22 protein-coding genes are annotated in these 26,011 nt (G+C 62.9%); 12 read left to right on the forward strand and 10 right to left on the reverse strand.

Annotation, left to right across the window (positions count from 1 at the left end; genetic code table 11):
- The first annotated feature begins 106 nt into the window (after positions 1-106).
- The 4 genes from C4J89_RS12045 to C4J89_RS12060 all read left to right on the forward strand — a co-directional run bounded on the left by C4J89_RS12045 (position 107) and on the right by C4J89_RS12060 (position 4,256).
- Positions 107-697: an antibiotic biosynthesis monooxygenase gene (locus tag C4J89_RS12045; protein WP_124414519.1), complete on the forward strand. Its 591-nt coding sequence runs from the start codon at positions 107-109 to the stop codon at positions 695-697.
- Complete coding sequence (locus C4J89_RS12050) at positions 694-2,532, forward strand: amidohydrolase (RefSeq protein ID WP_124414520.1); 1,839 nt, start codon at positions 694-696, stop codon at positions 2,530-2,532. Before C4J89_RS12045 ends, C4J89_RS12050 begins: the two co-directional genes overlap by 4 nt.
- 27 nt (positions 2,533-2,559) lie before the next feature.
- Positions 2,560-3,177: an isochorismate family cysteine hydrolase YcaC gene (gene ycaC, locus C4J89_RS12055; RefSeq protein ID WP_057722054.1), complete on the forward strand. Its 618-nt coding sequence runs from the start codon at positions 2,560-2,562 to the stop codon at positions 3,175-3,177.
- Positions 3,178-3,374: 197 nt separating this feature from the next.
- Positions 3,375-4,256, forward strand: coding sequence for a LysR family transcriptional regulator (locus C4J89_RS12060; RefSeq protein ID WP_124366798.1), 882 nt, complete (start codon positions 3,375-3,377; stop codon positions 4,254-4,256).
- On the opposite strand, the gene C4J89_RS12065 is transcribed toward C4J89_RS12060, so the two are convergent.
- Both C4J89_RS12065 and C4J89_RS12070 read right to left on the reverse strand, forming a co-directional pair.
- Positions 4,243-5,280, reverse strand: coding sequence for an AraC family transcriptional regulator (locus tag C4J89_RS12065; RefSeq protein ID WP_124414521.1), 1,038 nt, complete (start codon positions 5,278-5,280; stop codon positions 4,243-4,245). The two genes, C4J89_RS12060 and C4J89_RS12065, sit on opposite strands and share 14 nt — an antisense overlap.
- A 1-nt stretch (position 5,281) precedes the next feature.
- Positions 5,282-6,196, reverse strand: a complete 915-nt coding sequence (locus C4J89_RS12070) for a GGDEF domain-containing protein (protein WP_124362570.1) — start codon at positions 6,194-6,196, stop codon at positions 5,282-5,284.
- 380 nt (positions 6,197-6,576) lie between these two features.
- Between C4J89_RS12070 and C4J89_RS12075 the strand changes: the two genes are divergently transcribed.
- From C4J89_RS12075 to C4J89_RS12095, 5 genes are all read left to right on the forward strand, one after another.
- Positions 6,577-9,081 carry a TonB-dependent receptor gene (locus C4J89_RS12075; RefSeq protein WP_124414522.1) on the forward strand — a complete coding sequence of 835 codons (2,505 nt, stop codon included), beginning with the start codon at positions 6,577-6,579 and terminating at the stop codon, positions 9,079-9,081.
- A 144-nt stretch (positions 9,082-9,225) separates the two neighbouring features.
- Complete coding sequence (locus C4J89_RS12080) at positions 9,226-11,085, forward strand: phytase (RefSeq protein ID WP_124414523.1); 1,860 nt, start codon at positions 9,226-9,228, stop codon at positions 11,083-11,085.
- A gap of 47 nt (positions 11,086-11,132) precedes the next feature.
- Positions 11,133-11,825: a protein TolQ gene (gene tolQ, locus C4J89_RS12085; RefSeq protein WP_124414524.1), complete on the forward strand. Its 693-nt coding sequence runs from the start codon at positions 11,133-11,135 to the stop codon at positions 11,823-11,825.
- A 15-nt stretch (positions 11,826-11,840) separates the two neighbouring features.
- Positions 11,841-12,287 carry a protein TolR gene (gene tolR, locus C4J89_RS12090; RefSeq protein ID WP_124414525.1) on the forward strand — a complete coding sequence of 149 codons (447 nt, stop codon included), beginning with the start codon at positions 11,841-11,843 and terminating at the stop codon, positions 12,285-12,287.
- The gene (locus tag C4J89_RS12095; protein WP_124414526.1) at positions 12,284-13,033 is read left to right on the forward strand and encodes an energy transducer TonB; all 750 of its coding nucleotides are present in this window, start codon (positions 12,284-12,286) and stop codon (positions 13,031-13,033) included. The genes tolR and C4J89_RS12095 overlap by 4 nt, the downstream gene beginning before the upstream one ends.
- 118 nt (positions 13,034-13,151) lie before the next feature.
- Here C4J89_RS12095 and C4J89_RS12100 read toward each other — a convergent pair whose 3' ends face one another.
- The 6 genes from C4J89_RS12100 to C4J89_RS12125 all read right to left on the reverse strand — a co-directional run bounded on the left by C4J89_RS12100 (position 13,152) and on the right by C4J89_RS12125 (position 19,982).
- Positions 13,152-14,096: a D-isomer specific 2-hydroxyacid dehydrogenase family protein gene (locus tag C4J89_RS12100; RefSeq protein ID WP_124414527.1), complete on the reverse strand. Its 945-nt coding sequence runs from the start codon at positions 14,094-14,096 to the stop codon at positions 13,152-13,154.
- A complete protein-coding gene (locus C4J89_RS12105) occupies positions 14,093-15,262 on the reverse strand; it encodes an acyl-CoA dehydrogenase family protein (protein WP_124414528.1) in 1,170 nt (389 codons plus the stop codon). The genes C4J89_RS12100 and C4J89_RS12105 overlap by 4 nt, the downstream gene beginning before the upstream one ends.
- 119 nt (positions 15,263-15,381) lie before the next feature.
- Positions 15,382-16,722 (reverse strand): LLM class flavin-dependent oxidoreductase, encoded by a 1,341-nt coding sequence (locus tag C4J89_RS12110; RefSeq protein ID WP_124414529.1) that lies wholly within the window; start codon positions 16,720-16,722, stop codon positions 15,382-15,384.
- Positions 16,723-16,732: 10 nt separating this feature from the next.
- The gene (locus tag C4J89_RS12115; protein WP_124414530.1) at positions 16,733-17,707 is read right to left on the reverse strand and encodes an ABC transporter substrate-binding protein; all 975 of its coding nucleotides are present in this window, start codon (positions 17,705-17,707) and stop codon (positions 16,733-16,735) included.
- An 83-nt stretch (positions 17,708-17,790) separates the two neighbouring features.
- Complete coding sequence (locus tag C4J89_RS12120) at positions 17,791-19,374, reverse strand: rhodanese homology domain-containing protein (RefSeq protein ID WP_124414531.1); 1,584 nt, start codon at positions 19,372-19,374, stop codon at positions 17,791-17,793.
- Complete coding sequence (locus C4J89_RS12125; RefSeq protein ID WP_124414532.1) at positions 19,371-19,982, reverse strand: cysteine dioxygenase; 612 nt, start codon at positions 19,980-19,982, stop codon at positions 19,371-19,373. The genes C4J89_RS12120 and C4J89_RS12125 overlap by 4 nt, the downstream gene beginning before the upstream one ends.
- A 213-nt stretch (positions 19,983-20,195) precedes the next feature.
- Here C4J89_RS12125 and C4J89_RS12130 point away from each other — a divergent pair, with 213 nt between their 5' ends.
- Together C4J89_RS12130 and C4J89_RS12135 are read left to right on the forward strand one after the other, a co-directional pair.
- Positions 20,196-21,101 (forward strand): LysR family transcriptional regulator, encoded by a 906-nt coding sequence (locus C4J89_RS12130; protein ID WP_124414533.1) that lies wholly within the window; start codon positions 20,196-20,198, stop codon positions 21,099-21,101.
- A gap of 229 nt (positions 21,102-21,330) precedes the next feature.
- On the forward strand, positions 21,331-22,125 hold the full coding sequence (locus C4J89_RS12135) for a class II aldolase/adducin family protein (protein ID WP_124366812.1): 795 nt from the start codon (positions 21,331-21,333) through the stop codon (positions 22,123-22,125).
- A 55-nt stretch (positions 22,126-22,180) separates the two neighbouring features.
- Here the strand turns inward: C4J89_RS12135 and tkt are convergent, their stop codons facing one another.
- Complete coding sequence (gene tkt, locus C4J89_RS12140) at positions 22,181-24,238, reverse strand: transketolase (protein ID WP_124414534.1); 2,058 nt, start codon at positions 24,236-24,238, stop codon at positions 22,181-22,183.
- 174 nt (positions 24,239-24,412) lie between these two features.
- On the opposite strand from tkt, the gene C4J89_RS12145 reads away from it, so the two are divergent.
- Complete coding sequence (locus C4J89_RS12145; RefSeq protein WP_124362585.1) at positions 24,413-24,637, forward strand: YdcH family protein; 225 nt, start codon at positions 24,413-24,415, stop codon at positions 24,635-24,637.
- Between the two features lie 105 nt (positions 24,638-24,742).
- Here the strand turns inward: C4J89_RS12145 and solA are convergent, their stop codons facing one another.
- On the reverse strand, positions 24,743-25,996 hold the full coding sequence (gene solA, locus C4J89_RS12150; RefSeq protein ID WP_124414535.1) for an N-methyl-L-tryptophan oxidase: 1,254 nt from the start codon (positions 25,994-25,996) through the stop codon (positions 24,743-24,745).
- Positions 25,997-26,011 lie beyond the last annotated feature (15 nt).

The raw sequence follows: 26,011 nt of genomic DNA on the forward strand, positions 1-26,011 counted from the left end.
AAGCCCCCTCCCACATAAAAGCCAAACAGCACATACATCCAATTCCCCGCCGTCCCAGCTCGGCAAACTTCCCCCATCGCTCAATGCCCTGGGGAAACACCCAATCATGGACCCAACACCCAACACCAGCCCCGACGAAGTCGTCACGCTGGTCGTCAAGCACCGGGTCAAGCCCGGCCGCGAAACCGAGTACGAAGCCTGGCTGCGCCGCATCGTGCGCATTGCCGGCGAGCGCCCCGGCCACCTTGGCGTCGACGTAGTGCGCAGCCAGCAGGGCGGCATGGCGCTGTTTACCTGCGTACTGCGCTACCGCTCCACCGACGCCCTGGAGTTGTGGCTCGAGTCGCCACAACGTCGGGCCCTGATCGATGAAGCGGCGCCAATGCTGGCCGACGGCGACCAGACTGAAATCGGCGGCGCCAATGAATTCTGGTTCGCCCCCCAGGCCGACGGCGCCGCCAAGCCGCCGCGCTGGAAGCAAGCGGTGGTGAGCCTGTTTGTGATCCTGCCGCAAACCCTGCTCCTGCCGTTTATCTGGGGGCCGATCCTGCGGTTGCACCCGTTTCTGTCCAACTACGTGGTCTCCACCTTCCTGGTCACCCTGACCATCGTGCTGCTGGTGGTTTACCTGCTGATGCCGGCCGCCACCCGCCTGTTTGCTCCCTGGCTTGAAGCCTCTGAAAAGGAAACCCTATGAACGCCGATCTGATTCTGTTCAATGGCCAGTTCCACACCGTGGACCGGGAAAACCCACGCGCCACCGCCGTCGCCATCCGTGACGGACGCTTCGTCGCCGTGGGCACTGACGGTGAAGCCATGGCCCTGCGCGGTAGCGGCACCCAGGTCATCGACCTCAAGGGCCGCACCGTGATTCCCGGCCTCAACGACTCGCACCTGCACCTGATCCGTGGCGGGCTGAACTACAACCTCGAGTTGCGTTGGGAAGGCGTGCCGTCCCTGGCCGATGCCTTGCGCATGCTCAAGGATCAGGCCGACCGCACCCCCACGCCGCAGTGGGTGCGCGTGGTGGGCGGCTGGAACGAATTCCAGTTTGCCGAAAAACGCATGCCGACCCTGGAGGAGCTCAACCAGGCTGCGCCGGACACGCCGGTGTTCGTGCTGCACCTGTACGACCGCGCCTTGCTCAACCGGGCCGCGTTGCGCGTGGCCGGTTACACCAAGGACACGCCGAACCCACCAGGCGGCGAGATCGTGCGCGACAGTAACGGCAACCCCACCGGCATGCTGGTGGCGCGGCCCAACGCGATGATCCTGTATTCCACGCTGGCCAAAGGCCCGAAACTGCCCTTGGAATATCAAGTCAACTCCACCCGCCAGTTCATGCGTGAACTCAATCGCCTGGGCCTGACCAGCGCCATCGATGCCGGCGGCGGTTTCCAGAACTATCCCGACGACTACGCGGTGATCGAGCAACTGGCCAAGGACCAGCAGTTGACGGTGCGCATCGCCTACAACCTGTTCACCCAGAAGCCCAAGGAAGAGCTCAGCGACTTCAAGAATTGGACCGGCAGCGTCACCCTGCACCAGGGCGATGACTACCTGCGCCACAACGGCGCCGGCGAGATGCTGGTGTTTTCGGCTGCCGACTTCGAAGACTTCCTCGAGCCGCGCCCGGACCTGCCGCTGACCATGGAACAGGAGCTGGAGCCGGTGGTACGCCATCTGGTGGAACAGCGCTGGCCGTTCCGCCTGCACGCCACGTACGACGAGTCGATCTCGCGCATGCTCGACGTGTTCGAAAAGGTCAACCGCGACATACCGTTCAATGGCCTGCCGTGGTTCTTCGACCACGCCGAAACCATCACCCCGAAAAACATCGAGCGCGTGCGCGCCCTGGGCGGCGGCATTGCGATCCAGGACCGCATGGCATTCCAAGGCGAATACTTCGTCGAGCGTTACGGTGCCAGGGCCGCCGAAGCCACGCCGCCGATCAAGCGCATGCTCGCTGAAGGCGTACCGGTGGGCGCGGGCACCGATGCCACGCGGGTGTCGAGCTACAACCCGTGGACCTCGCTGTACTGGATGGTCAGCGGCCGCACCGTCGGTGGCCTGGAGCTGCATGCCGAGGGCTTGCCGCGCCTCACCGCGTTGGAACTGTTTACCCACGGCAGCGCCTGGTTTTCGTCCGAGCAGGGCAAGAAAGGCCAGATCAAGGTCGGCCAACTGGCAGACGTGGCAGCGTTGTCGGCGGACTTTTTCAGTGTCGATGAAGAAGCCATCAAGTGGATCGAATCGGTACTGACCGTGGTCGGCGGCAAGGTCGTCTACGGCGCCGGTGACTTCGAAGATTTCGCGCCACCGCGCGTTCCGGTACTGCCGGACTGGTCGCCGGTGGTCAAGGTGCCGGGGCACTGGCGCCCCAGCTCACCGCTGCAAGCTCAAGTTCACCAGTGCAGCGGCCCGTGTGGCGTGCATTCCCACAGCCATGAAAAAGCCCGTCTTTCCAGCGTGCCGGTCAGCGACTTCCAGGGTTTCTGGGGTGCGTTTGGCTGTTCGTGCTTTGCCTTCTGATTGTCACTACCCAAAGGAGTTACCCGCATGACTTATTCGCGCTTGAACAAAGATGATGCTGTTGTACTGCTGGTCGATCACCAGACCGGCCTGATTTCGCTGGTGCAGGATTTCTCCCCCAACGAATTCAAGAACAACGTACTGGCCCTGGCCGACGTGGCGAAGTTCTTCAACCTGCCGACCATCCTGACCACCAGCTTCGAAAGCGGCCCCAATGGCCCGCTGGTACCGGAACTCAAGGCGCTGTTCCCGGACGCGCCGTACATCGCCCGCCCTGGCCAGATCAACGCCTGGGACAACGAAGAGTTCGTCAAGGCTGTCAAGGCGACCGGCCGCAAGCAGATCATCATTGCCGGTGTCGTAACCGATGTGTGCGTCGCGTTCCCGACCCTGTGTGCCCTCGATGAAGGCTTTGAGGTGTTCGTGGTCACCGACGCCTCCGGCACCTTCAACGAAACCGTGCAACAAGCCGCCTGGGCGCGCATGACTGCGGCCGGTGCGCAACTGGTGAACTGGTTCGCCGTGGCCTGCGAGCTGCAGGTTGACTGGCGCAACGACATGGAAGGCCTGGCCAACCTGCTGTCACCGCGCATCCCCAACTACCGCAACCTGATGAACAGCTACTCGGCGTTCACCGCCAAGTAACTCGTCCTCAAACCTGTCGGTAATCCCTGTGGGAGGGGGGCTTGCTCCCGATAGCGGTGTATCAGTCAGCTTATCTGTTGCTGACGCACCGCTATCGGGGGCAAGCCCCCTCCCACATTTGCCTGTGTTCACATTTTGATTTGTGGTGCTGCGACCAACCGGTTATAAAACAGCCCATCGTCCACCGAGAAGCGACAATGAACCCTTTCGAAGACATGCGCCTGTTCTGCCAGGTCATGGAATCCGGCAGTTTCACCGCCGCCGCCGAGCAACTGGGCCTGTCCAAGCAGTTTGTCAGCCGCCGCCTGATCCAGCTCGAGGATCGCCTCGGCGTGCGCCTGCTCAACCGCTCCACGCGTCGCCTGGATGTCACGCCTCTGGGCCAGAGTTACTACGAATCCGCCTTGCGCCTGCTCAGTGATGTGGAGCAAGTGGAGCAGGGCATTGCCGGTCAGAACAGCGAACCGCGCGGCACCATTCGCCTCAGCGCGCCGTTGTCGTTTGCCATGGCGCATCTGGGTTGCCTGTTGCCGCTGTTCTTGCAGCGCTATCCCGAGGTGGCGGTGGAAGTCGACCTCAGCGACCGCCCGGTGGACCTGATAGGTGAAGGCTACGACCTGGTGCTGCGCATCGGCACCCTGGAAGATTCCACCTTGATCGCCCGTCGCATCGCCAGCATCCCACGGGTCTACTGCGCCAGCCCCGACTACCTGGCCCTGCGCGGCACACCGCAAAAGCCCGATGACCTCGCCGCCCACGATTGCCTGCCCTACGGCCACGGCCGCCACGTGCAATGGCGCTTCAAGGGCAAGCTGCAAGCGCTGAACGTGAGCGGGCGCATGCGCGTCAATAACGGCGACCTGCTGCGTGACACCGCGATTGCCGGCCTGGGCGTGACCTACCTGCCGACCTTTATCGTCGGCGACGCGTTGAAGGACGGCCGCCTGGTCAGCGTACTGGACGCGTTCGCCCCCGAAGCCCTGACCTTATCGGCGGTGTACCCCCAGCATCGGCAGAGTTCGCGGCCGGTGCAGGCGTTGGTCGAGTTCCTGCGCGAACGCCTGGCTAGCGGCTGCTGAACAACTGACGGATCAGGCTGGGCGTGCTGCCGGTCCAGCGCTTGAACGCGCGCCGAAAGTTCGCCGCATCGTTGAAGTTCAGGTACGCGGCGACTTCATCGTTGCTCAAGCCTTTGACCTGATACAGGTGCAACGCCATGTGCTTGCGTACCCGGTCCACCTGTTGCTGAAAGCCGGTGTCGTGCTTGTGCAGCTTGCGCTTGAGGGTCGCCGGGCTCATGGCGAAGGCCAGTGCGGCCTGTTCCAGGCTCGGCGGCTGGCGCACGTGCTCGCGCAGGTAGTCATGGAGGCAGTCGAGAAAGCTGGCGGCAAAGCCCAACTGGTCGATCTGCTCGCGGGCGTGCTGGCGCGCCACCTGGCCTGCCGTGGCCGAGGCACCGGGCCAGGCGCGGGTCAGGTACTCGCGCGGCAGGCACATCATGTCCAACGGACGTTCGAAGCGCGTGTGTTCGCCCAGGTGCACCCAGTATTGCTCCACATAGCGCGGCTCGGCGTGGCTGAAAGCGCACACCCACGGCAGGCGCTGGCCGCTGAGCCATTGGCTCATGGCCACCAGCGAGGTCATGCTCGCCTCCAGCACAAAACGCCAGTGCTCGCCGGCGCCGCAACTGTCCCGCCAGTACAGGTAGGCATGGTGCTCATCCAGCTCCAGGTCCAACGTAACCAGCGGGCTGAGCAGCACCTGTTGCTGGATCAGGATCTCCAGCGCCTGGTGCAGATTCTGCGCATGCCCGAGGGCATGGCTGGCCGCGCCATAGTGGCCGGGCAGCAAGCGTTGGCCAAACAGGAAACTGCTGTCATCGGCGTCCAGCAGTTTGCGGCTGTTGCCGATCACGTCGAGGAACTGCCGGGGGCTCAAGCGGGCGTTGCCGGCCAGGATGTCTTCGTGGAACAGCCCGGTGCCGCGCAGCAGGCGATGGCTGTCGATGTCCCGAGACAACGCCAGGTCGATCAACGTGGCAGGTTGGTAATGGCCGGGAATGAAGCGGCTGTCGCTTTCATACCAGCTGGCTTTGACGGCCATCTCAAGCGCTTTTCGCAAGGGGTTGCTTGGCCCGCGCCAGCGCCAGGTTCAGGCGCCTGAGCAGATCGTGGGGCGGCTCGTCCAGGGCCATTACCACCGCCGTGGTCGCCGCCAGTTGCAGGCGTTCGCCCTGCAGCCGGGTTTTGTGCGCCAGGCTCTGCACCGCTTGCTGCAACTCCAGCGCCAACCCCTGAGCCTGGCGCTCGCCGGTGTTGGCCAGCAGCACCACAAAGCGGTCGCCCGCCAGGCGGCACAGCAGGTCCTGGCGGCGCAGGTTGAGCAACAGCACATGGCTGACCGCCTGCAGTACCGCATCGCCCTCGGCATGCCCGTAGGCCTGGTTGATGGCGGCAAAGTGGTCCAGGTCCAGGGCCAGCAGCGACAGCGGTTGCTGCTGGTCGCGGCTGTCGTGCAGGCTGCTTTCGAGCTGGCGCTTGAGGTAGTCGGCACCGGCCAGGGGCGTGAGTTTGTCGAACAGCCGATGCTCGCGGAACAGGCGCTCGCGCTTTTCCATCTGTGCACTGATCGCCAGTTGTTCGCGGTGCCAGTGGTAGATGCCGATCGTCAGCAGGATCATGCCCACCGGCATCGGCCCCGACTCCAGCCAGTGGTCCCAGGTGATGCTGTCGGGCAGGCGAATGAACTCGTCGAGGCTGTCGATCCACCAGGAAAAGAAGATGCACGACAGGCCCAGTGCCAAGTAGTTGGTGACTCGCCCGGCGGGGCGGCTTTTCAGTACCAGGCCGAGCCATATCAACGCGAGCAGCGCCGAACCGCCTTCACCGACGATATCCAGCCACACCCACTCACTGAGGCTTTTGAGCTCGCCGCAGGCCAGGTGCAGGATCAGCCCGAGGTTGGCAGCGATCAGCAGCAGGGCGAGCTTCCAGCGATGGGGTTTGAGCACGCAGAACATGGGTGCGGGTCCTTGGATGGTCCAGTCGTGAGCGCCAGCACAGCAGATGCATGTGACGGTTGGATGACGGTGGAGGAGGGTCGGATCAGCTCACATCAAAGGGCGATGAAAATCAAAATGTGGGAGGGGGCTTGCTCCCGATAGCGGTGCATCAGTCAGAGCTATTGGGGCTGACACACCGCTATCGGGGGCAAGCCCCCTCCCACAGGGGATCTTCACAGGTCATATCAGCTCATTTGCACCGGCAGTACCGCGCTGAACCCCGGTTTACGGGCCTTCACACCGAGTTCTGTCACAGAACCGTCATCCCCCACCCCTAGCTTGCCCTTCCAGTTGCCGGGCCCCTTGCCTGGCGCCAACGGATTCTTGGGGAGGGTTTCATGTACAAGCGCACCGGGCTCGTCAGCTTTACGCTTACCGCCTTGGCCCTGGCGATCACCTGCGAGCGGCTCAATGCTGCCGAGACCGAGCATGTCGAGGTGGTCGGCCAAGCCGCCGCCATCGGCAGCGCCCTCAAGGAACAGCGCAGCTCCGACAGCATCAAGAGCGTGGTGCATGCCGACGGTGTGGCGCAGTTGCCGGACGAGAACGTCGCCGAAGCGGTGCAGCGCCTGCCGGGAGTCAGTGTGGAGCGCGACCAGGGCGAAGGCCGGTTCGTCAGCGTGCGCGGCCTGGGCCCGGACCTCAACAGCGTGACCATCAACGGCACCCTGGTGCCGTCGCCCGAGAGCGAGCGCCGCGCCGTGGCCCTCGACGTACTGCCCTCGGAACTGGTGCAGTCGCTGTCGGTGATCAAGACCCTCACGCCGGACATGGACGCCAACTCCCTTGGCGGCACCGTCGACGTGAAGAGCCTGTCGGCGTTCGACCACAAGGGCCTGTTCTATACCGGCAGCACCGAGGCCAGCTATGACAAGAACACCGCCCAGACCAGCCCGAAATTCTCCGGCGCCGCCAGCAACCGTTTCAGCCTCGGCGACGGTGTCGACAACTTCGGCGTGGCCGCGGCCCTCAGTTGGCAGCAGCGTGATTTCGGCTCGGACAACGTCGAGACCGGCGGCGCCTGGGATTTCAGCAACGGCGCCAGGCTCAACGAGTTCGAACAGCGCGACTATGACATCCGCCGCGAACGCGCCGGTGGCGGGCTGAACTTCGACTACAAGCCCGATGACCTGAGCAGCTACTACCTGCGCACCCTCTACAGTCGCTACAAGGACACCGAAACCCGCAACGCCGCCAGCCTCGAATTCGCAGACCCCCAGGCGCCGGGCGAACTGGGCGAGGCCGAGGGTAAGCGCAAGCTGAAGAACCGCGAGGAAACCCAGCAAATCCAGTCCTACGTGTTCGGCGGCGAACGCATGCTTGGCCTCTGGACCTTGAGCGGCCAGGCCGGCTACAGCCGCTCCAGTGAAGACAGCCCGGCGCATATTGCCGGGGCCACGTTCGACGGCGGTGACTTTGCCGACAGCGGCTTCTACGACACGGCCAAGCCACGCCCGATCATTGGCAACAGCTTCTACGACCCCGGCAGTTTCACTCTCGACAAGGTTGACTGGGAAAAACAGCACACCCAGGACACCGAGAAAAACCTGCGCCTGGACCTGGCCCGCGACTATGACCTGAGTGGCTACGCCTCCCAGTTCAAGTTCGGCGGCAAGGTCAGCCGGCGCCACAAGGACAACGACCTGGAGGCCTGGGTCTACAAGGACCTGGATGAACAGGGCCTGACTGACGAACAGCTCAACCTCAGCCAATTCCAGAAGGGTAATGTCGACTACCGCCTTGGCCGTTTCGGGCCGGGTATCAGCGCGGGTAACATCCGCCAACTGATCGGCGGCCTCAACCGCGATGACTTCTACGACCCCACCGAATCCCGGGTCAACGACTTCACCATCCACGAAGACATCAACGCCGGCTACCTGATGAACACCGTCGATATCGACGACTGGCGCTTCATCGCCGGGATGCGCTACGAGGGCACCGAGTTCGACGCCAAGGGCACCGGCGCCACGGACGGCCAGTTCAGCGCCACCGAGACCAAGCGCCGTTATCACCACTGGCTGCCGGGCCTGCATGCGCGCTACCAGATCGACAAGAACACCCAGGTGCGCGCTGCCTGGACCAAATCCGTGGTGCGCCCGACCTTCGGCCAACTGGCCCCCGGTTTCGTGATCGACGATGACGAGGCCACCTTCGGCAACCCGGACCTCAAGCCCCTGGAATCGAGCAACCTGGACCTGGGCATCGAACACTTCATGGGCCGCGCCGGTACCGTGTCGGCGTTCGTGTTCTACAAGGACATCCAGAATTTCGTTTACAACACCGACGTCGCCGGCACTGGTGCCTGGGCCAACTTTGCCGAGGCGCACACCTTCGCCAACGGCGACAGCGCCAAGCTGTATGGCCTGGAACTGGCTTACTCGCAAAAATTCGACTGGCTGCCCGCGCCATGGAACGGCCTGCTGATCGGCGCCAACAGCACCTTCAGCCGCTCCAGCGCGGATATCGAGGGCTTCGACAGCGCCAGTGGCGGTAACCGCAAGCGCAACATCAGCCTGCCCAACCAGTCGGACACCGTCGGCAACCTGATGCTGGGCTGGGAAGATGACAGGTTCAGCCTGCGTGTTTCGGCCAACTACAAGTCGGCCTACCTGTACGAGCTGGCGTCGATCAACGACAAGGCCCACGACCTGCATGTGGATGCGCAGACCTTCGTCGATTTCAGCGCGCGCTATTCGCTGAGCAAAAACCTGCAAGTCAGCTTCGAGGCGCAGAACCTCACGGATGAGTCGTACTTCGTCTACACCGGCCACCGCAGCTACAACGGCCAGTACGAGGAATACGGGCCTACTTACAAGCTGGGCCTGACCTTCACCCATTTCTAACCCACACCTCGGTCGAAATGTGGGAGGGGGCTTGCTCCCGATAGCGGTGTGTCTGGCAGCACATACATTGACTGAACCACCGCCATCGGGAGCAAGCCCCCTCCCACATTGGATCTTCATCGTATTTAAAGGATTTGTTTGTCCATGAGAATTTGCAAGCTGTTGCTGTTGATGGCGCTGTCAGGCCAGGTGTTAGCAGTTGACTTGGCCCTGTCTCCCTGGGCGCCGGGGTTGACTGCTGAGGCTGTCGCCTTCCTGCCCAACGGCACCCAACGCCTCGCCGCCAGTGCCCGCGACGGCCTGTTACTGCTTGACGATAAAGGCGCCGAGCTGGCCCGATTCAAGGGTAATTTCAGCAGCCTCGACACACGCACCGTCGGCACTCAAACGCTGGTCGCCAGTCTCGACAACCATCGCCAACAGACCTTGCTGATCAGCCTGGACAGCGCCGGCAAAACCTGGGGCAAACCCCTGTACCTGCCGACCCGCGATTACCCGGTGAATGGCCTGTGCCTGTACCGCGATTCGGCGGCCAACCTGTTTGTGTTCCTGGTGGGCGAGGAGGGCAAAGGTGAGCAATGGCTGGTGGGCAACGCCGCGACGCTGCTGGCCCAGGCGCAGCGTGTACGCGGGCTGCCGCTGCCGCCATCGGCGCAGTTCTGCCAGGTGGACGATGCGGCCGCGCGCCTGGTGGTGAACGAGACCAATATCGGCTGGTGGGCCTACCCGGCGCACCCGGAAGCCGCGGTGAAACGCACGCCCGTTGCGCTGTTCGATGACCCCAGGCGCGAAGCCGGCGCCATGGCGCTGGTGCCGGGTGGAATGGTGGCCCTGGACCCGAAAACCGCGCAATTGCATCTGTTCCAGCAAACCGGCGAACGTTGGGTCGAGCAGTCGAGCCTGAGCTTGCCGGGCCTCAAGGAGCCGGAGCAAGTGGCGATCCACGGCCGGCAGTTGCTGGTGCGCGATGACGACAGCGGCCAGCTCTATCAGGGCCGCCTCGACTGGCAGGCCACGCCGGTGCCGGCTGCCCCGGTGCTGCCGCAGGTCGGCGCATTGCGCCAGACCGAACCCGTGAGCCGCCAGGGCGATGCGGCGGATGATCCGGCGATCTGGATTCACCCGCACACCCCCGCGAAAAGCCGTGTGCTGGGCACCAACAAAAAACAGGGCCTGCTGGCCTACGACCTCAACGGCAAGCTGTTGCAGGAACTGGCCGTGGGGCGCCTGAACAACGTCGACGTGCGCCCCAACTTCAAGCTTGGCGCACAGACCGTCGACCTCGCCGTCGCCAGCAATCGCGATCGCAACAGCCTGAGCCTGTTCAGCATTGACCGACAGAGCGGCGAGCTGCAGGCAGCCGGCGAAGTGCCGACGCCGCTCAAGGAAATCTACGGCATCTGCCTGTTCCAGCCCGCCAGCGGCGAGCTCTATGCCATCGCCAATGGCAAGGACGGCACCTTCCTGCAATACCGCCTGAGTGCGCCGGCCGGGCGTGTGCAAGGCGAGTTGGTGCGCCAGTTCAAGGTCGACAGCCAGCCGGAAGGCTGCGTGGCCGATGACCAACGCCAGCGCTTGTTTCTCGGGGAAGAAGACGTCGGCGTGTGGGCGGTGGATGCGCGTGCCGACCAGCCGGCCACCCTGGCCAGCGTGATCAAGGTGGGTGCGCAGTTGCATGCGGACGTCGAGGGCCTGGCGCTGTATCAGAGCCCCGCGCGGGGTTACCTGGTGGTCTCCAGCCAGGGCAATGACAGCTACCTGGTGCTCGACGCCGAACCGCCGTTCGCCGTGCGAGGGGCGTTTCGCGTCGGTTTGAACGCCGCCGCCGGCATCGATGGCGCCTCGGAAACCGACGGCCTCGAGGCCACTGCCGTCAACCTGGGTGGGCCGTGGAGCCAAGGCATGCTGGTGGTGCAGGACGGGCGCAAGCGCATGCCCGAGCAAGCCCAGAATTTCAAGTTCGTGCCCTGGGACGAGGTGACCCGCGCATTGAAATTACCTTGAGCTGTCATCACCCAGTCACGCGTATTTAATCGAATAGGAGCTTCACCATGCATGCGACGATGGAACATATGACGATCTGGAGCTTGATCAGCGACGCCAGCCTATTGGTCAAGGCGGTGATGATCACCTTGCTGTTGGCATCGGTGATCAGTTGGTACCTGATCATCCGGCGCGGCAGTGTGCTGCGGCGCCTGGAGCGGCAGTTGCACGCCTTCGTGGTGCGCTTTCGCGCCGCATCGGATCTGCAACCGCTGTATCGCGACGCTGTGCAGGCGGGTGAGGGCGGTGTGGCGCCGATTTTTATCGCCGGCCTGCAGGAATACCAGCACCTGCACCACCACGATCCCGCAGTGCTCGAAGGCGTGGAGCGCGCCTTGCAGGTGGCGATCACCGAGCAGGAGCTTGAGCTGGAAAAGGGCCTGCAGTTTCTCGCGACAGTGGGCTCGGTCAGCCCCTACATCGGCCTGTTCGGCACGGTGTGGGGCATCATGAATTCCTTCCTCGGCTTGTCCCAGGTGCAACAGGCCACGTTGTCGACGGTGGCGCCGGGCATCGCTGAAGCCTTGATTGCCACGGCCATCGGCCTGTTCGCGGCGATCCCGGCCGTGATCGCCTATAACCGCTTTGCCGCGCGCAGCCAGAGCCTGCTCACCCGTTACTACGCCTTCGGCAACGAACTGCAAGTGCGCCTGCACCGTGCCCTGCGCGGTACCCCGATCAACTTGGCCGTGGCCGCCTGAACAAGGAGCGAACCGATGTTGACCAGGCCGCAACGCAAGCACGGGCCCAAGGCCGAGATGAACGTGGTGCCTTACATCGACGTGATGCTGGTGCTGCTGGTGATCTTCATGGTCACCGCGCCGATGCTGACCCAGGGCGTGAAGGTCGAACTGCCCAAGGTCGCCGCCGAGGCGCTGGCCACTGACACCCGCCAGCAGATCCTCACGCTGTCGGTGCAGGCGGACGGCGGTTACTACTGGAACCTGGGCGGCGAGCTCGACACCCGCAACCAGACCGACAGCGCCGTGAGCCTGGAAGAAATGGGCGCCAAGGTCATGCAGGTGGTGGCGGCGCGCAGCGACACCCAGGTGTATATCCGCGCGGACGACAACGCGGGGTACGGCCGCGTGGTGGCGGCCATGGCGGTGTTGCAGAAGGGCGGTGTCAGCAACCTGGGGCTGGTGACCGAGGCCCCGCAATGACGGCGATGATCATGCACAGCCCGACACAGGCGCGGGCGCCACACAGCGACGGGATGTGGCGCGTCAGTCTCGCGGCAGGCCTCGCCGTGGCGCTGCATGTGGCGGTAGTGGCGGCACTGATGCTGGGCTGGTCGCCGGAGAAACTGGTGGCGGACGCGCCACGGGTGATGCATACGCAACTGGTGATGATGCCGGCGCCGGCGCCTGAGCCTGTAGCGCTCGCATTGCCTGAGCCGGTTGCGGTCCCGGTACCGGTACCGCCCAAACCGACGGTTGACCCGCAGATCCAGGCGCAGAAAATCGAGAAGGCCGCTCTGGCGCGCAAACGGGTCGAAGCGCAGAAAATCGAGCGGCAACAGCAGCGCCAGGCCACCGAGCAACGCAATCGGGAGATGGAACAGCAACGCCTGAACCAAGAGCGTGTAGCGTCCGAGAAAGCCCAAGTTGCTGTACCGGCACCCACTCCGGCGTTCGACAGCCGCCAATATCAGCCCTTGAGCAAGGAAGCGCCGGACTACCCGGAGCGCGCACTGGACAAAAATATTGAAGGCGACTGTTCGGTGGAGTACACCGTCAATACCCAGGGCCGCGTGGAAAATCCCAAGGTGCTGGACGGCTGTCACCCGTTGTTTATCCGGCCTTCACTGGCGGCGGCGAATACCTTTCGCTATCAGCCCAGGGTCGTCGACGGCCAGCCAGTCGCCGTGCCGGCGGTGCGCAACACCTTCCACTACCGCATCAAATAATGGCTGACACCGAATCAATGTGGGAGGGGGCTTGCTCCCGATGGCGGTGTGTCAGTCTCTATATCAATGACTGACCCACCGCTATCGGGAGCAAGCCCCCTCCCACATTTAAACGGCGTCAGGCGTTAGCGAGATTTGCCAATTCGATGCCCGAAACATAGCGCTCCAGATTGGCCAGAAACGTATCGGCAATCTCATTGCGGCTATTGGTCGAAATCGCCGACGTATGCGGCGACAACCGCACCCTCGGATGGCTGTACAACGGATGCCCATCCGGCAACGGCTCCGGCTCGGTCACGTCCAGTGACGCCAGGCCGATCTGGCCGTTATCCAGCGCTTCCAACAATGCTTTTTGATCCAGCAACCCACCGCGCGCGATATTGATCAGGTGCAGCCCCGGTTTGGCGCTGCCCAGCACGTCACGGTTGATGATGTGCCGCGTGGCCTCGGTCAGCGGTGCTGCCACCACCAGGTGGTCGGCACGGGCGAACAGGTCGTGGATGTCCTTGGCGGCTTCTACACCCACGCCAAACGGTGTCAGGCTCTGCCGCAACGCGACGACATTGATGCCCAGGGCCAGGGCTTTCTGCGCTAGGCTTTGACCAATCGCGCCGAAGCCGAGGATGCCCAGGGTGGTGCCCTTGAGTGGGCGCAGGGCGGTGAATTGCCATTGCGCGTCTTTCACCCAAATGTCCGGCAAATGCTTGGACGCGGCAAAGATCGCCGCCAGGGCGAACTCGGCGAGGTTGTCGGCGGCGCTGCCCCGTGAGGTGGTGACGGGAGGGCCGTTGAACAGCCAATGCGGGTAGAAGTCGATGCCCGATGACACCAGGTGCACCCATCGCGCGCCGTACGGCCAGCCCGGTGGTGGCGTGTCCGGTGCAGTGTAGCCGCGCACATTGATAGGGCGCAGCAGCAGGATATTCGCCTGGGGCGGCAGGTCGCTCGGTACGCCGGCGGGTACGCCGATCACCTGGGCGTGGGGGTGCCGCGTGGCCAGACGTGCGCGGATTACGTCGTTGTAGTCCTCGTCCAACTGGCTGGCAATAATCAGCTGACTCATGTGCGTTCCTTCTGGCGTTGGGCGAACACCGCTTTACCGACGCCTTGCAGCACGGCGTCGTTCTGCGGCGTGTGGACGCGACTGCACAGCACATCGCGGTAGTGCCGTTGCAGTGGGCTATGCCGTGACAGGCCGGGGTTGCCCGAGGCCTCGATAGCCAACTCGACCGCGCGGATAGCGTTGCCAGTCACCAGGTACTTCAATTGCGCTGCATTGGCGGCCGGCGTGTGGCCGTCGGCGGCGGCATCGAGCAGGCTGCGGTTGGCAAACAACAGGGTATCGATATGGCCGACGGTCTCCTGGAAACGCGGCAAGGTGGACAGCGCTGCGCCGAGATTCGACGGCTGGCGTTCTTCGAGCCAGTTCACCAGCCAGTCCCGCGCGGCCTGGGCCACGGCGTCGTACACCGAGGACAGCAGCACCGACATCCACAGCAAGCCCTCGCCATCCAGCTCCGGCTGCGGCGCGCTGCGCGGGCTGACGCTGACGGCGTGGTCCAGCGGCACCAGCACGTTGTCGAGCACCACTTCATGGCTGCAGGTGGCGCGCATGCCCAGGTGATCCCAGGTGTCGATGATGCTCACGCCGGGGCTGTCCTTGGGCACCAGCCAGGCGCCTACCAGCGGGTCGGCATCGTCGCTGCGCGCCCACACGCTGAACCAGCTCAGGCCATGGCTGCCGGTGGAGTAGATTTTGCGCCCGCTGATGCGCCAGCCGTCGGCGCTGCGTACGGCGGTGGTCGCCGGCAAGCCGCCACGGGCCGGCGTGCCGAGGTCGGGCTCGACGCGCAGGGCATTGATCAGCGCGCCATGGCGCACCGCGTCTTCGCCGACGCGCACACGCAAGTGCCGGGGCCAGGTCTTGCTGTCCTGCAAGCGGCTGTGCTGCAGGTATTGCATCACCAGGATCAGCGCGGTGGAGGGCTCGCCCTTGGCAATCGCGCTGATGGCCTTGCGCGCCAGGGGCAGGCTGGCACCGCCGCCGCCGAGGGCGCTGGGCACGGTGAGGGCGATCAGACCGTGTTCATGCAGTCGCTTGAAATTATCGTGGGGGAAGGCGCCGCTTTCATCATAAAGGTGGGCAGTGCTGGCCAGCTCGGCGCTGAGGCGTTCGAGCAGAATGTCGAAATCGACGGCCTCCACAGCGCGTAAAGATGATTGAGTCATGAATATGTACTCGGTCAAATGTGGGAGGGGGCTTGCTCCCGATAGCGGTGGTTCAGCCAGTGGATGTACCGCCTGACAGATTGCCATCGGGAGCAAGCCCCCTCCCACAGGGGATGGTGTCAGGCCAGGGCTTTTTCGGGGGCTTCAACCACGCTGTAGCGGTTGGCCGGTACCTCCAGTCCTAGGTTGTCGCGCAACGTCTGACCGCTGTACTCGGTACGAAACAACCCACGCTGCTGCAGCACCGGCACCACCAGCTCAGTGAAGTACTGCAAGCCGTCGGGCAGCACCGAGTTGATGATGAAGCCATCGCTGGCTCCCTCTTCGAACCAGCGCTGGATCGCATCGGCGACCTGCTCCGGCGTGCCGACGAAGTCGCGCTTGGGCCGCGAGAACCGCAGCGCCACTTCGCGCAGGGTCAGGCCTTCGTCCCTGGCCAATTGCTTGATGCGTTCGGAACCGCCTTTCTGGCTGTTGGCGCCCAGGTCGCCGAGTTCCGGGAACGGTGCGTCAAGCGGGTATTGGCTGAAGTCATGATCGTTGAACGGACGGCCGAGGGCGACGATGGCATCTTCGACGGTGACCAGTTCCACCGCCTGCTGATAACGGCTTTCCACTTCGGCGGCATCGCGCCCGACAATCGGGCGGATACCCGGCAGAATCGACAGGCTGTCGGGGTCACGCCCGAAGCCCTTGGCCCGGCGTTTCAAGTCGGCGGTATAGGCTTTGCCCTCGTCGACAGTCTCCACATGCACAAAGATCGCATCGGCATTCTGCGCGGCGAAGTTGCGCCCGTCTTCCGAGGTACCGGCCTGGAAAATCACCGGCTGGCCCTGGCGCGAACGCGCAATATTCAGCGGGCCCTTGACCGAGAAAAATTCGCCCTGGTGGTTAAGCGCATGCAACTTGTGCGGGGTGAAGAATTCGCCGCTGTGCTTGTTATAGGCAAAGGCGTCGTCTTCCCAAGAGTCCCACAGGCCCTTGACTACATTCAGGTGTTCCTTGGCGATGCGGTAGCGCACGGCGTGAGGCGGGTGTTCGGCTTTGCCGAAGTTATCGGCGGTGCCGCTCAGCCACGAAGTGACCACGTTCCAACCGGCGCGGCCACCGCTGATATGGTCCAGCGAGGCAAACTGGCGCGCCACCTGGTAGGGCTCGGTGTAGCTGACGGTCACGGTGGCAACCAGGCCGATGTGCGTGGTCAGCGCGGCCAGGGCCGACAGGATGGTCAGCGGTTCAAACCGGTTGAGGTAGTGCGGGCTGGATTTGGCGTGGATATGCAGGCTGTCGGCGATGAACACGAAGTCGAACCGGGCGGCTTCGGCCAGTTCGGTCTGCTGTTTGTAAAAGCCGAAATTCGTGCTGGCGTTGGGTTGCGCCTGCGGGTGGCGCCATTCGCCCCAACCGTGGCCGACACCGTGGACCATGGCCCCGAGTTTCAATTGACGTGGCTTGCTCATGTTCTGCTCCTTAGCGCGATGCTTGGGAATTGGGGGCACGCTGGGCGTTGAAGCTCTTGTCGAAGCCTTGCGACACGTCGATGTGCCGGCTCAACAGGCCTTCCTTCTGGTAGGTGTCGGCGGTGGCTTGCAGGCCGCTGATCACCGCGTCGTCAATCTGCACCGGGGACAGGTGGGTGTCCTTGGCCACTTCAATGTGCACCGCCAACGGCAGGCCGGTGATTTTGGCCTGGGCGGCGGCGTATTCGTCGGGGTGCTTGTTGGCCCAGGCGTAGGCCCGGTCGACGCGGGCGACAAAGTCATCCAGTTGCACGCGCTTGTCGGCAATGGCCTGGGCGGTGGCGGCGAAGTACAGGTGGTTGCTCAGCAGGTTCCTGCCGCTGACCAGCACCCGGGCGTTGCTTTGTGAGGTGACCACGGTGGTGTACGGGTCCCAGGTCGCCCAGGCATCGGCGGTGCCGTTATCCAGCACCAGGCGGGATTCGGCGGGCAGCAGGAAAATGAACTGCACATCCTTTGACGTCAGGCCGGCGCTGGCCAGCGCCTTGATCGCCAGGTAATGGCCGATGGAGCCGCGCCCGGTGACGATTTTCTTACCCTTGAGGTCGGTTGCGGTCTTGATCGGCGAATCCTGGGGCACCAGCAACGCGGTGGTATTACGCCCTTCGGCGTGGATGATGCTGATCACTTTGAGCGACGCACCGGCGCCGAGGGCGAACACATAGGGCGCATCGCCCAGGGCGCCGACATCCACCGCACCGGCATTCAGCGCTTCGCCCAGGGGCGAGGCCGAGGGGAATTCCGACCACTTGATCTCGTAGGGCACGTTTTTAGTTTCGCCGGAGGCTTCCAGCAGCGCCTTGATCGTCGACTTCTGGTTGGCCACGCGCAAGGGTTGCAGGTCGGCGGCGTGGGCATTGGCAAGCAGGCCGAGCGCCAGGGCGCTGCCCAGCAGCAGGCGTGTGAGGCGAGTAGTGAACAGCATGGGACAAACTCCAGGCGTTGGGTAAAGGAAGGTACCTCCGCCTGGAGAAGGGGTCGGATATCCGGGAACGGTGCTGCGGTGGATCAGATCACGTAGAAACCGTGGGTGCCGTCGCGGGCCAGTTGCTCGACCAGGCCGAATTCCCAGTCCAGGTAGGCCTGCATGGCTTCCCGTGGGTTATCAGTGCCTTCATACGGGCGGCGGTAGCGGTCGATACGGGGTGACGCCAGGTGCGTTTCGCCTTCCTCCAGCGGCAGTTGCGCGGCGATCCAAGTGGCGGTGCCGCCCTCCAGCAGGAACACTTGTTTGCCGGTCAGGGCTTCGACCTCGGGCACCGCCAGGCGCGCCAACTGGCTGCTGCCGCAGGTCAATACGTAGCGCTGCGCGCGGGGCACCTTTGCCAGCGCCTCGGGCAGTTGCGCACGCACCGCCCACCAGGCACCGGGGATATGGCGCTTCACGTAATTGGCGCTGGCGGTGAAGTCCAGCACCAGCGTGTCGCCATGTTCGAGCCAGTCGGCGAGGGTGTGCGCGCTGATCAGTTCGGCCTGGGGTGGCGCGGGCACCGGCGCGACCCAGGCGCCGTGTTCGCTGAAATGCGCGGCGTGTACCTCGTCGAGCACATAGACGTCCCAACCCAGTTGGGCGAGCCAGGAGGCCGACATATTTGCACGCACGCCGTCATCGTCCACCAGCACCAGGCGCGCACCACGCACGCTGGCGACATGGTCGGTTTCCTGCACCAGTTGCCCGCCCGGTGTGGAGCGGGCGCCGGGCAGGTGGCCGGCCTCGAATTCTTCCGGGGTGCGGACATCGAACAGGTAGGTGGTGCGTGTCGCGTCCTGCTGCCAGCGTTGCAGATCATCGAGGGTGGCACGGCCGACGCGGGCCTTGTCGGCCACGCCGCGGGCCTTTTGGGCAGCGATCAGGCGATGTTCCTCTGACGTCGGCGCGAAGCGGCGTGCTTGACCATGGGCGAGTGTCTGCCCGGCCAGGGTCCAGCCGATGGTGCCGTTGCGCAGCGCCGACACCGGGTTGGCCACGCCAGCATTGATCAATGACTGGGTGCCGATAATGCTGCGGGTACGCCCGGCGCAGTTGACGATAATGCGCGTGGCCGGATCCGGGGCCAGTTCACGGGCGCGCAGCACCAGTTCGGCACCGGGCACGCTGATGCCGGTGGGAATGCTCATGGTCTGGTATTCATCGAAACGCCGGGCGTCGAGCACCACCACATCGGCCTGGCTCTCGAGCAGCGCCTGGACTTCCTCGGCCGCCAGGGACGGCGTGTGGCGCTGGCTTTCCACCAGTTCGCCAAAGGCCTTGCTCGGTACGTTGACGTCGATAAACAGCTCGCCACCGGCCTGGCGCCAACCCTCAAGCCCACCTTCCAGCAGGCTGACCTGGGTGTAACCCAGCGCAACCAGGCGTTCGGCGGCGCGCTCGGCCAGGCCTTCACCGTTGTCATACAGCGTGACCTGGGTATCGCGGCGTGGAATGCGCGCATACACCTCCAGTTCCAGCTTGGACAGGGCAATGTTTGCGGCAAACAGCGGGTGGCCTTCGGCGAACGGCGCTTCCTCGCGCACGTCTACCAGGGCGACTTCCTCATGGTCCAACAGGGCCTGGCGAATCTGGGCGTAGCTGCGGGTCGATACGGTGCTCATAGGGCAGGGCTCTTTTCTTTGGACAGGTCCCAGATATTCGGGAGGTAGGCGTTGGAATAACCGGAGATAAACAGCTTCTCGCTGCCGTCGGGCTGATACACCGCCCGACGCACCGCGCCGATGTTGGCGCCGTACACATGAATGCTGATGGACACCTGGTCGTCGTGGGCATTGCTCACCTGATGGATATCACCGATCTTGGGCGACACCGCTTCGACCTGGCCCGGCAGCAGTTGCCCTGGCGTGCCTTCGGCAACCAGGGCGCCACCAGGCGCCCGGGCAAAACCCTGGGAAAATTCCGCACCGCGCAACATGCCGATCAGCCCCCACACCCGATGATCATGAATCGGCGTGCGTTGCCCCGGCCCCCACACAAAGCTGACGATGCTGAAACGCTGGCGCGAATCGGCATGCAGCAGAAATTGCTGGTAGCGCTCGGGGTCGGGTTGGGCGAATGCGTCCGGGAGCCAGTCATCATGGCTGACCAGTTGCGCCAGCAGCTTGCCGCCACGGTGCAGCAGGTCGCCCTCGCGCGGGTTGCCGTCGATCAGCTCAGCCAAGGCGCCGATAAAGGCGCGTAATCTCTCGGGGTGTTGGGCCTGGCTCATGAACATTCCATTCGCGGTAGTTGATGGGCTTATCTAAGCATAATGTTCGTTGTTAATATGCTATTTTTTAATGATTAGCTTATAGCTGTAAGTAATTTAGAATCGTCCTGTATAGCGTTAGACGTTATTGATCACAGCACGGGCTATCCAGACCGGGTGGCGCCAACTATGCTTGGCGCACATCTTAACGACTGTTCTCTATGTGCGGCCCAAATGAAAATTGACGATATCGATGCCTTTGTCGAAGTGATTCGTTGCCAGTCCATCAGCCATGCCGCCGAGTCGTTGCAGTTGACCCAGCCGGCCATCACCCGTCGCGTGCAGAACTTCGAGCAGGCGCTGGGGGTTGAGCTGTTCGACCGCAACACCAAACCACTCAAGCCAACGCGGATCGGCACCCGGGTGTATGAGCAATGCCGCTCGATCCTGCGCGAGATGGACGCGCTGCGCGAGCTGGTCGCCACTGACGCACCGCCCAGCGGCGTACTGCGCCTGGGCGTACCGCAGACCATCGGCGACGTGGTGCTGCTCGATGCGCTCAAGCACCTGCGCAGCGAGTACACCGACCTGCGCGCCCAGGTGGCGACCGGGTGGGGCAGCCAGTTGGTCGGCAAGATCGAGCGCGGCGAGCTGGATGCGGCGGTGGCGTTATTCCCGGCGGGAAAGATTTTTCCGGACAACATCGTTGGTGAGTCGATCGGCAAGATGGACCTGGTGGTGGTGTGCGCCACGGCGCAACTGCCGAAAAAACCGTGCAAGCTGGCCGACGTGTACCAGCACGGTTGGATCCTCAACCCGGACGGCTGCGGCTTCCGCGCCGGTCTGCAACGTACCCTGTCGGACCAGGGCCTGGCCTTGCGGGTGAACCTGGAAACCTTCGGCACCGAGTTGCAATTGGGGCTGGTGGCGGATGGGCTGGGCCTTGGCCTGGTGCCGCGCCCGTTGCTTGCGCGCAGTGCCCATCGCGAGCAACTGGCGGTGATGCCGTTGAAGGACTTCAAGCCGGTGATGGATTTATGGCTGATCTATCCGCACTTTCTTGGCAACCTGCAAGGGCCGGTGGATGCGTTTGGTCAGTGGGTGGCCGATTCCCTGCACAAGATCCGCAACGCTGCCTGAACCCCTGTGGGAGGGGGCTTGCTCCCGATGGCGGGGTTTCAGTTAAAGATGATTTGACTGATCAACCGCTATCGGGGGCAAGCCCCCTCCCACATTGGTCAGGTGTTGTCGGCGTGGGATTTTATAAAAATTAATAATAATTAGCTTAGATTAAAATGTGCTTTTTATTATTTTTGCGCATCGCCTAGGCTGGCCGGGAAGTCCTTAAGGCCATCCAGGAAGTTTTGCCATGAGCAGCGTCACCTCGCTATCGAGCGTCTCCAGTACCGTCCGCCAACGTGTCACGCCAGAGGAATGGGAGGTGCGCGTCAAACTGGCCGCCGCCTATCGGCTGGCGGCCTTGTACAACTGGACCGACCATATCTACACGCATTTCTCCGCCCGTGTACCGGGCCCCGAGGAACATTTCCTGATCAACGCCTTCGGCCTGCTGTTCGATGAAATCAGCGCCTCCAACCTGGTCAAGGTCGACCTCGACGGCACCCTGGTCGATGACCCCACCGGCCTTGGCATCAACTACGCCGGTTACGTGATCCACAGTGCCATCCATGGCGCGCGCCACGACCTGCAGGCGGTGCTGCACACCCATACCCGCGACGGTATTGCGGTGTCCGCGCAGAAGGACGGGTTGTTACCGATCTCCCAGCATTCCATCGCGTTTTCCGGACGCGTGGCCTATCACGGCTACGAAGGCGTGGCCCTGGACCTGGACGAACGCGAGCGGCTGGTGGCGGACCTGGGCGACAAGAGCGTGATGATCCTGCGCAACCATGGGCTGTTGACCGCAGGCATCAGCGTGGAGCATGCGTTTCAGCAGCTGCAGGGGCTTGAGCGCGCCTGCAACATCCAGATCGCGGCGCAGGCAGGCGGGAATGCGGAACTGGTATTTCCACCGGCTGAAGTGGTGGCCAGGGTCGAGGAGCAGGCCAAGGTCTTCAGCAGCGGCGAAGGGCCTGGGGTAACGCGGCATTGGAATGCGTTGATCCGCAAGTTGGAGCGTAGCGATACCGACTACAAGAATTGAGCCGTCGCCGGTCTGGATGCAGCAGGGGAGCAAGCCCCCTGCGCATTGAGAGGGGTTACTCAGCCCGGTTGTGCTGGAGCTGCTGCTTGGCCAGCTTCACCACATTTTCCTTAGTGAACCCGTACTTTTCCTGCAACTTCGCCAGCGGCGCCGACGCGCCAAAGCTGTTCATCACCACTTTGGCGCCGGTCTGCCCGACGTAGCGGTCCCAGCCCAACGGGCCGGCCTGTTCCACCACCACACGCGCCTTCACCGCCGGCGGTAACACGCTGTCGCGGTAGGCCTGGTCCTGGTCTTCGAACAGTTCCCAGCTGGGCATCGACACCACCTGCGCGGCAATCCCTTCGTCCGTGAGTTGTTCGTAGGCGGCGACCGCCAGGCTGACTTCACTGCCCGTGGCGATCAGGATCACTTCAGGCTTGTCTGCGCCGGCCAGCACGTAGGCGCCCTTGGCCGCACCGGAGGCGGCGGCATAGCGGCTGCGATCCAGCGTCGGCAGCGGTTGGCGCGACAACACCACGCAGCTTGGCCGATCGGTCTGCGCCAGCGCCACCTTCCACAACTCCAGGGTTTCGTTCGCGTCCCCTGGGCGCAGGGTCAGCAGGCCCGGGGTTGCGCGCAGTTGGGTCAGGTGTTCGATGGGTTGATGCGTGGGGCCGTCTTCGCCGACGCCGATCGAGTCATGGGTAAACACGAAGACCACCGGCAACTCCATGATCGCCGCCAGGCGGATCGGCGGTTTCATGTAGTCGCTGAACACCAGGAACGTCGAGGTGTACGGCCGCAGGTAGGACAGCGCCATGCCGTTGGCAATTGCGCCCATGGCGTGCTCGCGAATGCCGAAGTGCAGGTTGCGCCCGCTGTAGTCATCGGCACTGAAACGGCCGGCGCCGTCGAAGGTGAGGTTGGTCTTGGTCGAGGGCGACAAATCCGCCGAGCCGCCGAGCAACCAGGGGATGTGTTGGGCGAAGGCGTTCAGAACCTCGCCTCCGGATGCACGGCTGGCGACACCCTTGGCATCGGTCGCAAAGCGCGGCAGGTCGGCCTGCCAGTGCTCGGGCATTTCTCCGGCGCGCATGCGCTGCAGTTCATCGGCGCGTTGCGGGTCGAGGGATGACAAGGTCTGGTTCCACTCGGCATACAGCGGTTCGGCACGCTCATGCAGTGCGTCGCGCAACGTGGTCCGTGCTTCATCGGGCACCAGGAAACTGGAATCCTCTGGCCAGCCATACGCGGCTTTGGTCAGGCGAATTTCATCCTCGCCCAACGGCTCGCCATGGGCAGCAGCGGTGTTGTGTTTGTGCGGCGAGCCGTAGCCGATCACGCTGTCGACCACGATCAGGGTCGGCGCGCCGGTATTGGCCTTGAAGGTTTCCAGCGCCACGCTCAGGGCCTGCAGGTCATTGGCATCGGTGACATGCACGGTGTGCCAGCCATACGCCTGGAAACGCTTGATCACATCTTCACTGAAGGCCAGTTCGGTGTGGCCCTCGATGCTGATGGTGTTGTTGTCGTAGATCCAGCACAGGTTATCCAGCCGCAAATGCCCGGCCATCGACGCCGCTTCGCTGCTGATGCCTTCCATCATGTCGCCGTCACCGCACAGGGTGTAGACGTCGTAGTCGAACAGCACCTGGCCGTCGAGGTTGAACCGCTGGGCCAGCCAACGCTCGGCCATCGCCATGCCCACGCTGTTGGCGCAGCCCTGGCCCAGGGGGCCGGTGGTGGTTTCCACCCCGGTGGTCATGCGGTACTCGGGGTGGCCCGGGGTTTTGGAACCCATCTGCCGGAACTGCTTGATGTCGTCCAGGCTGACCGCCGGTTGCCCGGAGCGCTTGCCGTGGGCATCGATTTCCACCACGCCGGCCAGGTGCAGCAGCGAGTACAGCAGCATCGACGCATGCCCCACCGACAACACGAAGCGGTCGCGGTTGGGCCAGTCAGGATGCTCCGGGTGGTAGCGCAGGAAGCGACTCCACAGCGTGTAGCCCACCGGCGCCAGGCCCATGGGCGTGCCGGGGTGGCCCGAGTTGGCCTTCTGCACGGCATCCATGGCCAGGGTGCGGATCGTGTTGATGCATTGCGTGTCGGCAGCAGTGGCAGTGTGATTCATAAAACCGGTCTCCCTCGGGTGGCGATCTACAGTGGAGGGCAGGGCACGGCAAAGGTTTGATTCCATCGCCTGGGTTACGACGAACGGAGAGGGTTTGACCTTGAACATGACAAGACCCCTGGGAATGGGCTAGTTTCAAGAGGTAGGCCATTGATCAACTTGTGGAGGTACGCCATGCCAGTGAAACACGACCTGTATCAGGACTTGGGGATGAGCAAGGAAGCTGTTCACGAACGCAGGGCGAGTGACAAGCGTCTGGACTCGTTGCTCACGAAATATGATGTTGCCGACGGCAAGGTGCTGGAAGCCGAGTCGCGCAAAGCTGATGACTCGGAGGTCGAGGTGCTGAAGAAGGAGCGCTTGTTGATCAAAGATCAAATTGTCGAGAAGTTGGGTTAAACATAACCCGTCACCCGTGGCGAAGGTGCTTGCTCTCGCCACAACCAGCCTGTTGCACTCGAATGTGCACATTTGTTCAGAATTGTTTGCAGGACACGCTCAAGCTCACTCCTTATGATGCGCCCCGTCCACCCGGCTCTGGGGCTTTTCGCGGCGCAAGGATTGCGTTGTTGAGCCGGGCGGACACTCTCGAAATTCAGGTGATACGTTGTAGAATCGGTCTGCAGAAAACGCCGCTAAAGACACATATGGTTTTAGCCCAACCGCCATGCAGGCAAGCGCATCACCGATAGCAGGCGCAAATTTGAATCCGTGCCCCGAGCATGCGGATGCGAAATAAGTCGATTTCAACACTTGGGATTCCCCGATCAGAAACGACTCATCAGGACTAAGCGTATAGAAGCAGTTTTTTGCTTGGATAGGCGAACGCTCCAACTTGGGAAAAAGGCCTCCAACCACCTGCGATATCTCGTCTAAATGTCTTTTGTGTACGGGAATATTTTTCCAGTTAGGAGCAGCTGGCGTCTGTTGCCTGTTGTGAAAACCGATTTTTACACCAGGCTCGTTGCTAAGGATGGATGGCACACCGTAGAGGAGGGCTCCATCCTGATGTTCATATAAGAAAATGGGGAACTGATCTGACGAGAAAAGATTACCAAAACCCGTTTTTGGTTTGAACCAAAATACGGGAATCTGACGCGGCTCTATATAGCGTTTGAGCTCCGGCAGGAGGTGAGTGCCAATCCAGGGTCCTGCTGTGACTATTACGGCTTTTGCAGAGTAGGTTCGCCCGCTTCGAGTGCTTAAGCGCATCTCCAAACCGCTGGTTTCCAAGCCTGTAACGCTGTTACCAAATTCGATGATGGCGCCCTGGTGTACAGCCTCGTTGAGCATCCCTAATCTGGCTTCGCAGGCCGATATTGCATAGGCTCCGGGCTCAAATACCGTCTGCGACCCATCCGATACATTGAATGCGGGAAAATGGGACCTGGTTTCTGATTCGCTCCACACAGCATGTTCTATCTCTCCCTTCCTTGCGGTTTCAATGCTCCCTGCTACCACGTGGCTGGACTGATGCCCAACGAAAATTCCCCCTGTGCGAAAAAGCAGCTTTTGCTGTATTAACTTTTCCAATTCCTTCCAGAGCAAATCGGATTGGTTCAATAATGGCAGGTACTTTTCGCCCTCCCAATAAGCGCGACGGAATATGCGAGAGTTTCCATGTGACGACCCGTAGCTGTGAGTGGGGCTCGATGCGTCAATTCCAAGTACTCGAGTGCATTTCGAAGCGACTCTCCACAATGCAGATGCGCCCATGATTCCCAAGCCAATTACGATAACGTCGTAAGTGTTCCTCATGTTTAGAAATCCCCG

The organism is Pseudomonas sp. R4-35-07 (genome assembly GCF_003852235.1).
Classification (GTDB): domain Bacteria; phylum Pseudomonadota; class Gammaproteobacteria; order Pseudomonadales; family Pseudomonadaceae; genus Aquipseudomonas.

Bases quoted from the DNA above. Each gene is read 5' to 3' on its own strand.
- C4J89_RS12145 (WP_124362585.1), top strand. From the start codon at position 24,413: ATGCCAGTGAAACACGACCTGTATCAGGACTTGGGGATGAGCAAGGAA.
- C4J89_RS12120 (WP_124414531.1), bottom strand. From the start codon at position 19,374: ATGAGCACCGTATCGACCCGCAGCTACGCCCAGATTCGCCAGGCCCTG.
- C4J89_RS12100 (WP_124414527.1), bottom strand. From the start codon at position 14,096: ATGAGTCAGCTGATTATTGCCAGCCAGTTGGACGAGGACTACAACGAC.
- tolQ (WP_124414524.1), top strand. From the start codon at position 11,133: ATGCATGCGACGATGGAACATATGACGATCTGGAGCTTGATCAGCGAC.
- C4J89_RS12065 (WP_124414521.1), bottom strand. From the start codon at position 5,280: ATGGCCGTCAAAGCCAGCTGGTATGAAAGCGACAGCCGCTTCATTCCC.
- C4J89_RS12130 (WP_124414533.1), top strand. From the start codon at position 20,196: ATGAAAATTGACGATATCGATGCCTTTGTCGAAGTGATTCGTTGCCAG.
- C4J89_RS12135 (WP_124366812.1), top strand. From the start codon at position 21,331: ATGAGCAGCGTCACCTCGCTATCGAGCGTCTCCAGTACCGTCCGCCAA.
- C4J89_RS12080 (WP_124414523.1), top strand. From the start codon at position 9,226: ATGAGAATTTGCAAGCTGTTGCTGTTGATGGCGCTGTCAGGCCAGGTG.
- C4J89_RS12125 (WP_124414532.1), bottom strand. From the start codon at position 19,982: ATGAGCCAGGCCCAACACCCCGAGAGATTACGCGCCTTTATCGGCGCC.
- ycaC (WP_057722054.1), top strand. From the start codon at position 2,560: ATGACTTATTCGCGCTTGAACAAAGATGATGCTGTTGTACTGCTGGTC.
- C4J89_RS12050 (WP_124414520.1), top strand. From the start codon at position 694: ATGAACGCCGATCTGATTCTGTTCAATGGCCAGTTCCACACCGTGGAC.
- C4J89_RS12060 (WP_124366798.1), top strand. From the start codon at position 3,375: ATGAACCCTTTCGAAGACATGCGCCTGTTCTGCCAGGTCATGGAATCC.
- C4J89_RS12095 (WP_124414526.1), top strand. From the start codon at position 12,284: ATGACGGCGATGATCATGCACAGCCCGACACAGGCGCGGGCGCCACAC.
- C4J89_RS12105 (WP_124414528.1), bottom strand. From the start codon at position 15,262: ATGACTCAATCATCTTTACGCGCTGTGGAGGCCGTCGATTTCGACATT.
- C4J89_RS12075 (WP_124414522.1), top strand. From the start codon at position 6,577: ATGTACAAGCGCACCGGGCTCGTCAGCTTTACGCTTACCGCCTTGGCC.
- C4J89_RS12115 (WP_124414530.1), bottom strand. From the start codon at position 17,707: ATGCTGTTCACTACTCGCCTCACACGCCTGCTGCTGGGCAGCGCCCTG.
- C4J89_RS12045 (WP_124414519.1), top strand. From the start codon at position 107: ATGGACCCAACACCCAACACCAGCCCCGACGAAGTCGTCACGCTGGTC.
- C4J89_RS12110 (WP_124414529.1), bottom strand. From the start codon at position 16,722: ATGAGCAAGCCACGTCAATTGAAACTCGGGGCCATGGTCCACGGTGTC.
- solA (WP_124414535.1), bottom strand. From the start codon at position 25,996: ATGAGGAACACTTACGACGTTATCGTAATTGGCTTGGGAATCATGGGC.
- C4J89_RS12070 (WP_124362570.1), bottom strand. From the start codon at position 6,196: ATGTTCTGCGTGCTCAAACCCCATCGCTGGAAGCTCGCCCTGCTGCTG.
- tolR (WP_124414525.1), top strand. From the start codon at position 11,841: ATGTTGACCAGGCCGCAACGCAAGCACGGGCCCAAGGCCGAGATGAAC.
- tkt (WP_124414534.1), bottom strand. From the start codon at position 24,238: ATGAATCACACTGCCACTGCTGCCGACACGCAATGCATCAACACGATC.